Source organism: Deltaproteobacteria bacterium GWC2_65_14 (assembly GCA_001797615.1).
GTDB lineage: Bacteria > Desulfobacterota > Deferrimicrobia > Deferrimicrobiales > Deferrimicrobiaceae > GWC2-65-14.
Genome location: MGPV01000022.1, coordinates 1 through 12,923, shown reverse-complemented (window position 1 = coordinate 12,923; position 12,923 = coordinate 1). Strand labels below are relative to the sequence as shown.

At 65.6% G+C, this 12,923-nt stretch carries 12 protein-coding genes, 1 tRNA gene and 1 other annotated feature; of the genes, 9 read left to right on the top strand and 4 right to left on the bottom strand.

Annotated features, from left to right (window positions below):
- Positions 1-26 precede the first annotated feature (26 nt).
- Complete coding sequence (locus tag A2X88_08055) at positions 27-761, top strand: transposase (protein OGP34810.1); 735 nt, start codon at positions 27-29, stop codon at positions 759-761.
- Between the two features lie 435 nt (positions 762-1,196).
- Complete coding sequence (locus tag A2X88_08050; GenBank protein ID OGP34809.1) at positions 1,197-1,505, top strand: GYD family protein; 309 nt, start codon at positions 1,197-1,199, stop codon at positions 1,503-1,505.
- A 207-nt stretch (positions 1,506-1,712) separates the two neighbouring features.
- On the opposite strand, the gene A2X88_08045 is transcribed toward A2X88_08050, so the two are convergent.
- Positions 1,713-2,006 (bottom strand): hypothetical protein, encoded by a 294-nt coding sequence (locus tag A2X88_08045; GenBank protein ID OGP34808.1) that lies wholly within the window; start codon positions 2,004-2,006, stop codon positions 1,713-1,715.
- A gap of 77 nt (positions 2,007-2,083) precedes the next feature.
- Positions 2,084-3,172, bottom strand: a complete 1,089-nt coding sequence (locus tag A2X88_08040) for a fructose-bisphosphate aldolase (protein OGP34807.1) — start codon at positions 3,170-3,172, stop codon at positions 2,084-2,086.
- A 420-nt stretch (positions 3,173-3,592) separates the two neighbouring features.
- Between A2X88_08040 and A2X88_08035 the strand changes: the two genes are divergently transcribed.
- The 6 genes from A2X88_08035 (at position 3,593) to A2X88_08010 (ending at position 9,248) form a co-directional block, all read left to right on the top strand.
- Positions 3,593-4,339 carry a hypothetical protein gene (locus tag A2X88_08035; GenBank protein ID OGP34806.1) on the top strand — a complete coding sequence of 249 codons (747 nt, stop codon included), beginning with the start codon at positions 3,593-3,595 and terminating at the stop codon, positions 4,337-4,339.
- A gap of 403 nt (positions 4,340-4,742) precedes the next feature.
- Positions 4,743-4,846 (top strand) — a binding site (TPP riboswitch).
- The gene (locus A2X88_08030; GenBank protein ID OGP34805.1) at positions 4,834-6,300 is read left to right on the top strand and encodes a [FeFe] hydrogenase H-cluster radical SAM maturase HydG; all 1,467 of its coding nucleotides are present in this window, start codon (positions 4,834-4,836) and stop codon (positions 6,298-6,300) included. It overlaps the preceding feature by 13 nt.
- Positions 6,300-6,512, top strand: a complete 213-nt coding sequence (locus A2X88_08025; protein ID OGP34804.1) for a thiamine biosynthesis protein ThiS — start codon at positions 6,300-6,302, stop codon at positions 6,510-6,512. Before A2X88_08030 ends, A2X88_08025 begins: the two co-directional genes overlap by 1 nt.
- Positions 6,513-6,516: 4 nt before the next feature.
- Entirely contained in the window at positions 6,517-7,290 is a 774-nt protein-coding gene (locus tag A2X88_08020) for a thiazole synthase (protein OGP34803.1), read from the top strand.
- An 11-nt stretch (positions 7,291-7,301) separates the two neighbouring features.
- Positions 7,302-7,955 carry a thiamine-phosphate diphosphorylase gene (locus A2X88_08015; GenBank protein ID OGP34802.1) on the top strand — a complete coding sequence of 218 codons (654 nt, stop codon included), beginning with the start codon at positions 7,302-7,304 and terminating at the stop codon, positions 7,953-7,955.
- Positions 7,956-7,958: 3 nt separating this feature from the next.
- The gene (locus tag A2X88_08010; GenBank protein ID OGP34801.1) at positions 7,959-9,248 is read left to right on the top strand and encodes a phosphomethylpyrimidine synthase; all 1,290 of its coding nucleotides are present in this window, start codon (positions 7,959-7,961) and stop codon (positions 9,246-9,248) included.
- Positions 9,249-9,253: 5 nt separating this feature from the next.
- Here A2X88_08010 and A2X88_08005 read toward each other — a convergent pair whose 3' ends face one another.
- Both A2X88_08005 and A2X88_08000 read right to left on the bottom strand, forming a co-directional pair.
- Positions 9,254-9,823: a hypothetical protein gene (locus tag A2X88_08005; protein ID OGP34800.1), complete on the bottom strand. Its 570-nt coding sequence runs from the start codon at positions 9,821-9,823 to the stop codon at positions 9,254-9,256.
- 32 nt (positions 9,824-9,855) lie between these two features.
- Positions 9,856-12,486, bottom strand: coding sequence for a hypothetical protein (locus A2X88_08000; protein OGP34799.1), 2,631 nt, complete (start codon positions 12,484-12,486; stop codon positions 9,856-9,858).
- 182 nt (positions 12,487-12,668) lie between these two features.
- Here A2X88_08000 and A2X88_07995 point away from each other — a divergent pair.
- Positions 12,669-12,755: transfer RNA gene (locus A2X88_07995), tRNA-Leu, on the top strand.
- Positions 12,756-12,923 lie beyond the last annotated feature (168 nt).

The window sequence follows — 12,923 nt, the reverse complement described above, 5'->3', positions numbered from 1 at the left end:
ACAAGAACCTCATGGAGGGAACGGGAATGAATACCGAGTATCACAAGTATTGGAGCCAAAACCTGAACCGGGATATGGAATTCAAGGTCTACGGGCACGCGGGGAAGCCCATCCTCGTGTTTCCGACGAAGGCGGGGACTTTTCATGAATACGAGGATTTCGGCATGGTGGAGGTCTGCAGGCCTTTCATCGACGAGGGCAGGATCCATCTGTTCGCCGTGGACAGCATGGACGCACAGTCCTGGCTGAACGAGGGAGTCTCGATGCCGGACCGCGTGAGGCGGCACAACCAGTACGAGGCCTATCTCATCCACGAGGTCTTCCCGTTCATCGCCGGGCGCTGCGGAAACGGCCGGATCACAGTGACCGGGTGCAGCTTCGGGGCGTTCCACACGGTGAACTTTTTTCTCCGCCACCCGGATCTCGTTCACACCGCAATCGCCCTGAGCGGGCCGTTCCATCCGAGGTTCTACATCGGCGACTACATGGACGAGGGGGTCTATTTCAACGCGCCGATCGCCTTTCTTCCAGGACTCAACGACCCGTGGTACCTGGACTGGTACCGGCAGAGCCGCCTGGTGATCTGCGTGGGCCAGGGGTACTGGGAAGACAAGTTCCTCGCGGACACCCTGGAACTCAAGCGGATTCTCGAAGAGAAGCAGATCCCCGCCTGGATCGACATCTGGGGCCATGACGTGGCCCACGACTGGCCGTGGTGGAGAAAGATGATGCCCCACTTCCTGAAGGAACTGGGGTATTGACCCGGTGACGGCAACGCACCCCACTGCGGGACGTCCGGTGTGCGTGAGTCGCGCCGGGGTTGCCCGTGTGCGTACGTGGGGGTCGGCGGATCGCCGTTGGATTCACCGCTTGCGTTGCTGATGGAGGGAGAGCGATGATCGTCGACCATCGAAAATGGTGGAGTGCGAAGTGGGCGAAAGCACCGTGCGAGGAAGGCTCAATTCGAATTTCCTGCGCCCGAGGCGCGTGCGGTTGATATTGTGGGGAACTTCAAACATTGGGATACGAAGACGAATCCGATGGAAAAGGATGGAAAGGGAATATGGAGAAATATGATGCCCAACATCCTGAAGGAAGTGGGGAGTTGAGCCGGCGGCGGTCCCGGACCGGCCGCACCGTCATCCGCGCAGGCCCCGATGCCATGGCGCATCGGAGGCGCCGAAAGGAGGAGGGAGATGCCGACCTACGTGAGCCTGATCAACTGGACCGACCAAGGGATCCGAAATGTCAAGCAGTCGACCGAGCGGGCCAAAGCGTTCAAGGACATGGCGGAGAAGTTGAAGGTGAAGGTCAGGGAGATCCATTGGACCATGGGGCGTTACGATGTCGTCGTGGTCGTGGACGCCCCGGACGATAGAGCCATCAGCCGCCTGATGCTTGGGCTGGGGATCCTCGGGAACGCGAGGACCGAGACCCTCAGAGCCTATTCGTCTCAGGAGATGAGCCTGATTCTCGAGGGGATTCCCCAGGGCAGCGCGGGTTGAGAGGAGGCACGGCGTTCGCCGCCGGAACCTGGTCGCGGGCGACTCCTTGGCGGACCGCGCGAGGCGGCACGGTCGGTATGAACGGTATGTCCTCGAAGAGGTGATCCCATCCATCCGTTGGTGCCACGGCGACGGCGGGATCATGGCGACGACGCTACGGGTTCGCGCTCTTGAAGAACACGGCTGCCAGGGGAGGCACGGCCGGAGTCAGGGTGTAAGGGCGTCCATGCCAAGGCATGGGGGCGTCCCGTACCGGCTGGTCGGGGCGAAGTACCCGGCGACCTGGTATCCCCGGGAGCCGTAGAACGGGTGCTCCATGACGGGGAGGAACTGGACGTGGGTGAACTTCAGGCGGCGCAGGTATTCCGCCGGCCGCGGGGCCACCTCCCGGTAGGTGGGCATCCGGTTCCCTTCCTCCGGTATGCGCATCCAGGATCCCAGGTGCATCTCGTAAACGGCAATCGGACGCTGCAGGGGATTGTGCCCGCGCCGCTCCTCCATCCAGGCGCGTCCGCGCCTGGTGAGACCTGACCTCCCACGGGTGGAACGCGCCGGCCCTTCGCCAAGCCGACCGCCCCTCAAGCATTGCCTGCGAGGCGGTGCGCGACGATCGTCGCCGTCCCCTCGGCGCGGAAGGCGCGGAGGAGCGCCAGCGCTTCCCGATAGGCCGCCCTTTCGATCTTTTCCGCATATTCCGTCGGGATCGCGTCGATCTCCTGCTTGAACTGTCTGGTCGCGAACTTGATGTCCTTTCCCGTCTCCTTGGACCAGGCGCGCATCTTCCGCATCAGCGCGGGAGGCAGCCCCTTGTGGGCGATGTTCTGCCACTGCGTACCGACGTTTCCCTTGCGGATCCCGTAGTCGGCAAAGCATCCGATCATGTGCAGGGGGGTGCCGGTGATCCCATGCTGCGCGATATCGACGCCGAACCGACCATGAACGGCCTCGTGAATCCGCCCTGTCCGCTCGAGGTCGATGAAGATCTTCTCCCCCTCGAGATAGTTGCCGTGCTTCGACCCGTTGTTGATGGCGAGCAGGTCCGCCGAGACACCCTCTGCCAAGAGCCGCTCCAGCAGCTCCACCGCCTCTTCTACGGTGGACAGGGTCGACTCGCTCCCCGCGGATTTGATCTCCCCGACCTCCACTTCGAGCCCCAGTCCCCGCTCCCGAATGGGCGCGGCAAGCTCGGCGGTGATCCGCGCGTTGTCCGGGACCGGGTTGAAGGAGGCGTCGATCGCGAACGAGGTGAAGCCGGCCGCGAGCTCCGCCGCGATCAGGGCGCGGCCCTCGTCGATCTCCTTGGCGGACGTGTTCTTGACCGTGATGTGGTCTCCGTGGATGACGAACGGACGCGCGAACTGCACCTTCCACGCGTAGGTGAGGATCGTTTTGGCGAAAACCTCCGGGGTCATCCCCGTGTACCCGCCGTCGATGTTTCCTTCCGTCTTGGCCAGCTCGAATGCGACGACCGCATCGAGCTCCTGAGCCGCCTTCATGATTCCGGGGATCACCGAGGGAATCCGGATGTTGCATGCCATCACGATCACTTTGTGGGGGGAAAGAGCCTTGTAGACGTCGCCTCCGTTGAGCGGGCATGCCGGGTTGTCAAAAGGAATCTTCCATGCGATGTTCGGAGGGATGAACCTCTTTAATGCCGTCCTGTCCATCGGACATTTCCCGGTTCGATTGATGTGCTTGTTGCGAGTTGGGAGACCGGCCGAAACGACGCGGCCCATACCGGCAAGCGTTTACTACGGTAGAAGAAGTGGAGAGATCAGTCACCCTTCGAAAGTAGGGAGATGTCAAGCGAGGGCCCGGCAGCCGGGACGTGGTACGGAATGTGTACAGGCGCAGGGGGGCGAAGTCCCGGGGTAAGAAGAAGAGCCCTGCCCGGATCGACATCCGGGGACGTGACGTGGCCCACGACTGGCCGTGGTGGAAAAAAACGATTCCCAACGTTCTCAAGGAGCTCGGTTTCTGATCCGATAGCAACAATGGTGCATCCGTCCCGCGGGGCGTTCGGGGGACATCCAGGCATGCGAGGCCGCCCCGGGACTTGCGAGGGGGGGGGCACCACGGGATACCATATGGGAGGAGCGACCGTGAATATCGAGTATCACAAGTGGTGGAGCCCGAACCTCGGCCAGGAGATGGAGTTGAAGGTATACGGGCACGCGGGAAAGCCTGCCCTTGCGTTTCCCTCAATAACGGGGATGTTTACCGAGTTCGAGGATACCGGCATGGTGGACGCCTGCCGGCTTTTTCTGAACGAGGGGAAGGTCCAACTGTTCACCGTGGACAGCATCTATCACCAGACATGGCTGAACGGGAACGCCCCCCTGGCCGACCGCGCGAACCGGCACAACCGATACGAGCGGTATATCGTGGATGAGGTCGTCCCTTACGCGCGTTGGCGATCCGGGGATGACGGGATCATGGGGATGGGGTGCAGCTTCGGAGGATACAACGCGACGAACTTCTTCCTCCACCGCCCGGATATCTTCGACGCCGTGATCTCCCTGAGCGGTTTTTTCCGGCTGAAGCACTTTGTCGGCGAGGTCGATGAAACCGTGTATTTCCATGAACCGCTCGCCTATCTCCCCAACCTCGACGATCCGTGGTTCCTGGATCGGTACCGGAGCGGCCGCATCGTCCTGTGCGCGGGCCAGGGGGATCACGAAGACATATTCCTCGCGGACACCCTGGAACTCAGGCGGATTCTCGAAGAGAAGCAGATCCCCGCCTGGGTCGATATCTGGGGGCACGATGTGTCCCACGACTGGCCGTGGTGGAAAATTCAGATGCCCTATTTCCTCCGGCATATGGGTTTCTGACCGGAAGAGGCGGATATCACCCGCTCCGAAGGACCTTCCTGCGCTTATCCCCGGGGTATGCCGACCCCGTCTTGGCTGACCGGGAGGAAACGCCTGCCGGAGAGATTCGAACCGGTCGGCGCCCGCCTCGTAGTTCGAATCTCGCATCGCGGAACAGGAAAACCATGGTGCGCCTGGAGAGATTCGAACTCCCGACCCGCTGCCTGGGTGTTGCGATACGCAACCATCCCTCTCTCCGACTGGTCAGTGCCCATCCAATCCGCCATGGATGGAATCGGAAACCGCTGCGACTGTGAAAGCCGTGTCCGTGAAAGCTGTGTCCGTGTGAAAGCCGCGTCCGTGAAAGCCGTTTCCGCAGCGATGCGGGGTTTGACTTCGGCCGGCGCGGGGGCGTATCATGGGGAAACAACGCCAGGGGTGCTATTCGCTGAGAGCCCGCGCATGCCGCGGGCAACCCGTTGAACCTGATCCGGGTAATGCCGGCGCAGGGAGCGATGATCTCTACGAACCGTGCCTGCCGGGCGCGGTTTTTTCGTTTCCGGAGGATTGTGACGAAGATGCTTCCGCAACAGGGTTCCGCAGCCCTCCATCCGCTTCCCGTATCGGCGGAGCAGATCCGCCGGATCCTGGCCGGAACCCTTCCGTTCCGCAGGCGGGAGGCGTTCGCCCTCCTGCGCTCCCTCTCCCCCCGGAGGAGGCTCGCCCTCCACGAGGCGGCCCGGCTGCTCGCCACCGACGACCCGATGGTGTGGGAGTCGGCGGGGGCGGTGGCCCGGGCGGTCCGGGAGGCGGTGTTCGGGCGGCGGATCGTGCTCTTCGCACCGCTCTACCTTTCGAGCGAGTGCGGCAACAACTGCCTCTACTGCGGGTTCCGGCGGGACAACCGGGAGGCCGGGAGGATCACCCTCTCCCCGGAGGAGGCGGTGCGGGAAGCGCGCGTCCTGGAGCGGAGGGGGTACCGCCGGCTTCTCCTGGTGACCGGGGAGCACCCGGCCCGGGAACAGGCCGGGTATCTCGCCGACGTCCTTCGGGCGATCTACCGGGAGACGGGAATGCGGATCCTCCACGTGAACGCGGCGCCGATGCCGGTCGAGGCGCTCCGGGAAATCCGGGAGGCGGGGGCGGGAGTCTACCAGGTCTTCCAGGAGACCTACCACCCGGAGACCTACCGCGAGATGCACCCCTCCGGCCCCAAGGCGGATTACGCCGGGCGGCTCACCTGCATGGACCGGGCCTTCCAGGCGGGGTTCGACGACGTCGGGATCGGAGCCCTGCTGGGCCTCTACGACCCCCGGTTCGAGGCGCTCTCGGTCATCCGCCATGCCGAATCCCTGCACGAGAACTTCGGCGCCTTTCCCCACACCCTCTCGGTCCCCCGGTTCCGGAGGGCGTTCGGGTCGCCCCTGCCGGCCGCCCCCCGTCCGGTATCCGACACGGAATTCGAACGGATCGTGATCGTCTTCCGGCTCTCGGTTCCCGCCGCCGGGGTGGTGATCTCGACCCGGGAGCCGGCGGCGCTGCGCGACCGCACGCTGGAGATCGGCGCCTCCCAGATCAGCGCGGGGTCGAAGACCGACCCCGGCGGCTACTCGGAGGGGCGGCGGCGGCGCGACTCCGAGCAGTTCGAGATCACCGACACGAGGACGCTGGAGGAGATGATCCGGACGATCCTCTCCCGGGGGTACCTCCCTTCCCTGTGCACCAGCTGCTACCGGAGCGGACGGACCGGCAGCCGGTTCACGGAGATGGCGGAGGGGGGAAGGATCGGAAGCTATTGCCTCCCCAACGCGCTCCTGACGCTGGCCGAGTATGCCGTCGCAGCGGAGGACCCTGTGCTCAAGGAGGAGTGCCTGACCGCGGTGCGGACCGGCAGGCGGGAGATGGAGGATTCCCCCCTCTTCGGAGAGTTCCAGCGAAGGCTGGCCCGGACGATCGCTGGCGAAAAGGATCTGCACTTCTGATGGGGAAGCCGGCCGGGATCCTCGTGAACGGAGAAAAGCGCGTGGTCGCGCCGGGCGCCACGGTCCTTCAGTTGCTGCGGGAGCTTTCCCTGCCGGAATCCCGGGTGGCGGTGGAGAGGAACCTCTCCATCGTCCGGAAGGCCGAGTACGGGGAAACGCTCCTCGAGGAGGGGGACCGGCTGGAGATCGTCACCTTCGTGGGAGGGGGATAGAGGGATGGACAAGCCGCTTTCGCTGGGAGGGAAGAACTTCCGGTCCCGCCTGCTGGTGGGAACCGGGAAATATCCGGACTACCCCACCATGGTCCGGGCGCTCGAGGCGTCCGGCGCGGAGATCGTCACCGTCGCCGTGCGGCGGGTGAACCTCGACCGGAGCAGGGAGTCGCTGCTGGACCATGTCGACCCGAAGCGGTACACCCTGCTTCCGAACACGGCGGCCTGCTACACGGCCGACGACGCCGTGAGAACCTGTCTCCTCGCCCGGGAGGCCGGGATGTCGGACATGGTCAAGCTGGAGGTGATCGGGGACGAGAAGACGCTGTTTCCCGACACGGAAGGCCTCCTGGCCGCGGCGAAGGTGCTGGTGAAGGAGGGGTTCGTCGTCCTCCCCTACACGAACGACGACCCGATCATGGCGAAGAAGCTCGAGGACGCGGGATGCGCGGCGGTGATGCCGCTGGCGGCGCCGATCGGGTCGGGGCTCGGCATCCGGAACCCGTACAACATCCGGATCATCCTGGAGACCGTGAAGGTCCCGGTGATCGTCGATGCGGGGGTGGGGACCGCCTCCGACGCGGCGGTCGCGATGGAGCTCGGCTGCGACGGCGTCCTGATGAACACCGGGATCGCCGGCGCGAGAGATCCCGTGACGATGGCCGAGGCGATGCGGGAGGCGGTGTCGGCCGGGCGCAAGGCATTCCTCGCCGGGCGGATCCCGAAGAAGCTCTATGCCACCGCCTCCTCGCCGCTGGACGGCACCTTCTTCTCGTAACGGGAAGACGGATGAAGGTCGATTTCCGGGTCCTGCTGATCACCGACCGCCGGCAGGCGCGAAACGGCGATCTGGAAGCGACCGTGGAGGCGGCGCTCGACGGGGGGATCCGGGCCGTGCAGCTGCGGGAGAAGGACCTGTCGGGTCGGGACCTCTACCGGCTGGCGGAACGGATGCGCGTCCTGACGCGTCGGTTCGGCGCACGGCTGCTGGTGAACGACCGGGCGGACGTCGCCCTGGCGGTCGGGGCGGACGGGGTACACCTCGGGGTCGGGTCGATCCCCCCGTCCGAGGCGAGGCGGCTGCTGGGGCCCGGGGCGATCGTCGGATGCTCCACACACGGCCTCGAGGAGCTCCGGAAGGCCACCTCGGGCGGGGCCGACTACGGGACCTTCGGGCCGGTCTATGCGACCCCCTCCAAGGCCGCCTACGGCCCGCCGGTCGGCGTGGAAGCGCTGTCTAGCGCCTGCCGGGAGTCACCGATACCGGTGTTCGCCCTCGGGGGGGTAGGCCCGGAACAGGTGAAGGAAACGATCCGGGCCGGGGCGTTCGGGATCGCCCTGATCTCGGGCGTGGTGGCCGCCGCGGACCCGCGGTCGGCCGCAGACGAATTGATGCGGCGCATCGGGGAGGAATACCCCGCGCCGCTGCGGGAAGGAAGGTGAGCCATGACGCTGCTGGAAAAGGCCAGGAAGGGGATCCTGCCTGATGAGATCCTCCGGGCCGCGAAAGAAGAGGGAATAGCCCCGGAGAGGATGCGGGAGCTCGTCGCGGAGGGCCGGGCCGTCATCCCGAGGAACCGGGTGCGGGGGGAGATCCGCCCCGTCGCCATCGGGGAAGGGCTGCGGGTCAAGGTGAACGCGAACGTCGGCTCCTCCCGGGACCGGGCGGACGTCTCGCTGGAGCTAGAGAAGATGCGGACCGCCGTGGCGGCGGGGGCCGACGCGGTCATGGACCTCTCCACGGGGGGTCCGATCGACGAGATCCGCCGGGCGATCCTCGCGGAGTGCCCGGTTCCCCTGGGCACCGTCCCGGTCTACCAGGCGGCGGCCGACGCTGTACTGCGGAAAAAATCCTGGGTGGAGCTCTCCCCGGACGACTTCTTCGAGGGGATCCGGAAGCATGCGGAGGACGGCGTGGATTTCATGACGGTCCACTGCGGTGTGACGAGGGCCGCCCTCGAACGGCTGGTCCGGGAGGGACGGCGGCTGGACATCGTCAGCCGGGGGGGAGCGCTCCTCGCCGAGTGGATGGAGTTCAACGGCCGGGAAAATCCCTTCTTCGAGGAGTACGACCGCCTGGTCGAGATTTGCCGGGAGTTCGACGTCACGATCTCCCTGGGGGACGGACTGCGACCGGGATGCCTGGCCGACGCGACCGACCGCGCCCAGCTCCACGAGCTGCTGACGCTCGGAGAGCTGACCGAGCGGGCGTGGGCGAAGGGGGTCCAGGTGATGATCGAGGGGCCTGGCCACGTTCCGATGCACCAGATCGCCGCGAACGTGCAGATCCAGAAGCGGCTATGCCACGGCGCCCCCTTCTACGTCCTGGGCCCGCTGGTGACCGACATCGCCCCGGGGTACGACCACATCACCTCGGCGATCGGGGGTGCGATCGCGGCGTGGAGCGGGGCCGATTTCCTCTGCTACGTGACCCCCTCGGAACATCTGCGGCTCCCCCCGGTGGAGGATGTGAGGGAAGGGGTGATCGCCTCCCGGATCGCCGCGCATGCCGCCGACATCGCCCGGGGGCTCCCCGGCGCGATGGACCGCGACAACGCGATGGCCGAGGCGCGGCGGAAGCTCGACTGGAAGGCCCAGATCGAGCTCTCCATCGATCCGGAGCGGGCGCAGGCGCTCCGGGGCGGGAGCATGCCGACCGTCGACGAGGCGGCCTGCACGATGTGCGCGGACCTGTGCGCCATCAAGACCTCGCAGAAGGCGATCCGGCGAGGGTAGAGGGGCTACTTCCCGTCAGGCTTCTTCGCGGGCGCGGCCGGGGGCGCCGCCTGCCCGATCTTCTCCCGGAAGGCGTCGCCGATCCGTTCGGGAAACAGCTTCGAGATCCATCCCGCGGCCGTGACCGCCTGGGGGGCGAGTTTCGAGCGCCGCACCAGCGACGTGTCTTTCGGAAGCAGGATGACCAGCATGAAGACCAGCAGAATGGTGAGGAGGATCCCCTTGGCGAACCCCGCGAGGGCCCCGGCGAACCGGTCGGTCCCCGAGAGCTTCGACTCGCGCACCAGGCGCTCGACGAGCACTCCCAGCAGGCGCACGCACAGGTAGACCACGGCGAACAGCAGCAGGTAGGCGACGACGTCCCCGTGGAGGAAGGAAAGACCCAGGAGATCCTTCGCGTCGCCGAAATATTTCACCCCGAGGATATGCCCGAGGATCAGGCCGGCCCAGGAAAAGGCCTGCCTCACGAGCCCCTGGAAAATCCCGAAGATCCCCAATCCCACGCACAGAGCCAGGATCAGGATGTCCAGCAGGTTCATCCCCAGACTGTACCGGAAGAAGGGGCGGCTTTCCATCCCCGAAGGGAAAACCGCTCCCGCCGAAATCGCTACGAGGCGCGCCGCATCGCCTGGGACATCGCCTCGGACAGTTGGTCCAGCCGGTACGGCTTCTGGATGAACCCGTCCATCCCCTCCCGGAGAATCTCCTGGACCGCCCCCTCGAGGCTGTACCCCGTGGACAGGATCGCCCGGACCTGCGGATTGATCTCCCGGATCTTCCGGAAGCAGTCGCGCCCCCCCATCTTCGGCATGATCATGTCCAGGATCACAAGGTCGATCTCCCTCCAGCGTTCCCGGTACCGCTCTACCCCCTCCTCGCCGTTCTCCGCGGCGATCACGTCGTAGCCGATGACCTCGAGCATGGAGGCGCAGACCTCCCGGACCGTCTCCTCGTCGTCCACCAGGAGCACCCTCCCCTTCCGCCCCATCGGAGAAACGGGCGAGGGCTCCGGGACCTCCTCCCTGGCAACCTCGCCTTCGAAGGCGGGCAGGTAGGCCGTCATCGTCGTCCCCTCGCCTTCCCCGCTCTGAACGTGGATGGTTCCCCCATGGTTCTTGACGATCCCGAAGACCATCGAGAGCCCCAACCCGCTTCCCTTCCCGGGCTCCTTCGTGGTGAAGAAGGGTTCGAAGACCCGGGAGAGGTTCTTCTCCGGGATCCCGACGCCGGAGTCCCGGACGGACAGGACCACGTAGCGGCCCGGCGCCGACCCGGGGTTCTCCCGGCAGAAGGCCTCGTCGAGAACCGCATCTCCGATGGAAAGAAAGAGCTCCCCCCCTTCCGGCATGGCATCCTTCGCGTTCACTCCCAGATTCATCACCACCTGGGAGAGCTGGGTGGGATCCCCTACGACCATGGCCGCCCTCTCCGGGAACCGGGTCCGGATCCGGATATGCCGGTCCAGCGTCCGCTCCAGGATGCTCTTCACGTCGGCGACGGTCCTGCAGAGATCCACGGGCACCGCCAGGTTCTTTCCTTTCCGGGCGAACCCGAGCAGCTGGGTGGTCAGGCGGGAAGCGCGCTCGGCCGACTCCCGGATCACCCTCGCCGCCACCTCCGTTTCGCTCCCCCGGGGGGCCCGAATGGACAGCAGGTCCGCGTAGCCCAGGATCCCCGTCAGCAGGTTGTTGAAGTCATGGGCGACTCCCCCGGCCAGGATCCCCAGCGCTTCCATTTTCTGGGACTGGAGAAGCTGCTCCTGGAGCCGGCGGCTCTCCTCCCGGACGCGCAGGCGTTCCGTGATGTCGCGTGCGAAGGCGCAGTTGAACTCCTTCCCGCCGAACTCGAGGTGGTTGACGGTCACCTCCACCGGGATCAGCCTTCCGTCCTTCGCACGGTGGCGGGTTTCCATCGGGAACGATTTTCTCTTCCGGACCTCTTCCCAGTGGTTTCCCCAGGAATCCCCGGGGTAGTCGGGATTGATCTCCCGGATCGACATCGAGAGGAGCTCCTCCCGGGTGTACCCAAGGGAACTGCAGGTCTTTTCGTTCACGTAGAGCAACCTTCCGTCCCGGTCCATCCAGTAGGCGGAGTCGCCCGAACGGTCCACGGTGAACTGGGTGAGCCGGAGCGTCTCCTCGGATCGCTTCCGCTCCGTGATGTCCAGCGCCAGGCCGTCGATGTGCAGGAATTTTCCTTCGGAGTCGTACACGAGCTGCCGCCGGTCCGCGATCCATTTCACGCTTTCGTCTTTCTGCCGGATCCGGTACTCCAACCGGATGAGCGGATCTTTCCTGCGGATCGACTCCCGCATGGTCTGCAAGACCCTCTCGATGTCCTCCGCCTCGATCACATCTTTCCAACTCAGGACACCGTCCAGGAATTCCTTCGCCGCATACCCGGTGATCTGCTCCGCCCCGGCCCCCATGAACCCGACCGACCAGTCCGGGTACCCGCGGTACACCAGCCCCGGCACGTTGTTCATCAGCGCGAACAGGCGCTCGGTCACCTCCTCCTGCTCCCGGGACAGGCGGGCCTGCCGGATCGCCATCGCCACCTGTCCCGCCACCGCCTCCGCGGTCTCCACCTCCTCCCGCGTCCACCGGTGGGACTCCGCCCGGTCCAGGAAGAGAACTCCCTGCAGTCCATCCTGCGTGCGGAGGGGGACCCCGATATAGGCTCCCAGGCCGATCCGTTCCAGCTCCTCCTTCTTTCCCTCGTACCCCGGGATCTTCCGGACGTCGTCCACGACCCGCGTCTTTTCCATCCGGAGGATCTCTTCCAAGTCCTCCGGACGCGAGGATTCGGGGAACAGCTGCCTCGCGGATGGGATGCCCGGGGCCAACTCCTCGATGACCGTGTCGGGGTCCCCGAAGAGCCGGATCGCACAGCGCGGGATGTCCAGGATCCGACGGACCTCTCCCGTCACCTCCCGGAGAATCTTGCCGATCTCCTTCTCGACGCGGACCGATGCGCCGATCCGGGCCAGAAGCTCCCGGTTCTGCGACCGGATCTTCTCGCGGGAGGCGCGCAGCTCCTCCTGACCCGAGCGGATCTGCAGATGCCCCTTCCGGACGATCCAGAACAGGACCAGGTAGAGGACGGCAAAGCCGCCGCCCAGGACGACCCACAGGACCATCGGGCCCCTTCCGAAGTAGGGGAAGAACAATCCGAGCAGCAGGCCGAACAGGAGAAGGGTGATCCCCAGGAGCAGGGCTCCCCGGCCCAGGGGGTTCATCCTGGAAGCGACGTCTGTTTTCTCCGTGGCCACTCTGTTCCTATCGGTATTCCAACATCGAAAGTTTAGCCGGATCGCTTGGTTTTTCCCCACCGTGCATGTATAAAAGGAACAGGCCGCCCCGCCCGGAATCGTGGGCGTTTTCCCCATGGAACGTGCGTGGGCAGATCCTGTCCGGACGTGCCGGAGTGGTGGAACTGGCAGACGCGCGGGACTCAAAATCCCGTGGCCGCAAGGCCGTGAGGGTTCGACCCCCTCCTCCGGCACCACTCCCTTTTCCGTTGCGTGGTGCGCAACGGGAGGGGGTCGAACGGGCGGCGGGCGCCGACCGATCAGGGAGGATGAGCGCGACCTTGCGGAGCGCGGAAGCCCGACGCCCTGCCGCTAAGGCCGATGGCGTGATCGCCGAGGCTTAAGGCGGGCGACCCCCTCCTCCG

What these genes read in the sequence shown, in the direction of transcription:
- A2X88_08020 (OGP34803.1), top strand. Translation starts at nt 6,517, where the DNA reads ATGGACAAGCCGCTTTCGCTGGGAGGGAAGAACTTCCGGTCCCGCCTG.
- A2X88_08030 (OGP34805.1), top strand. Translation starts at nt 4,834, where the DNA reads ATGATCTCTACGAACCGTGCCTGCCGGGCGCGGTTTTTTCGTTTCCGG.
- A2X88_08025 (OGP34804.1), top strand. Translation starts at nt 6,300, where the DNA reads ATGGGGAAGCCGGCCGGGATCCTCGTGAACGGAGAAAAGCGCGTGGTC.
- A2X88_08040 (OGP34807.1), bottom strand. Translation starts at nt 3,172, where the DNA reads ATGGACAGGACGGCATTAAAGAGGTTCATCCCTCCGAACATCGCATGG.
- A2X88_08005 (OGP34800.1), bottom strand. Translation starts at nt 9,823, where the DNA reads ATGGAAAGCCGCCCCTTCTTCCGGTACAGTCTGGGGATGAACCTGCTG.
- A2X88_08000 (OGP34799.1), bottom strand. Translation starts at nt 12,486, where the DNA reads ATGAACCCCCTGGGCCGGGGAGCCCTGCTCCTGGGGATCACCCTTCTC.
- A2X88_08035 (OGP34806.1), top strand. Translation starts at nt 3,593, where the DNA reads ATGGGAGGAGCGACCGTGAATATCGAGTATCACAAGTGGTGGAGCCCG.
- A2X88_08015 (OGP34802.1), top strand. Translation starts at nt 7,302, where the DNA reads ATGAAGGTCGATTTCCGGGTCCTGCTGATCACCGACCGCCGGCAGGCG.
- A2X88_08045 (OGP34808.1), bottom strand. Translation starts at nt 2,006, where the DNA reads ATGGAGGAGCGGCGCGGGCACAATCCCCTGCAGCGTCCGATTGCCGTT.
- A2X88_08010 (OGP34801.1), top strand. Translation starts at nt 7,959, where the DNA reads ATGACGCTGCTGGAAAAGGCCAGGAAGGGGATCCTGCCTGATGAGATC.
- A2X88_08050 (OGP34809.1), top strand. Translation starts at nt 1,197, where the DNA reads ATGCCGACCTACGTGAGCCTGATCAACTGGACCGACCAAGGGATCCGA.
- A2X88_08055 (OGP34810.1), top strand. Translation starts at nt 27, where the DNA reads ATGAATACCGAGTATCACAAGTATTGGAGCCAAAACCTGAACCGGGAT.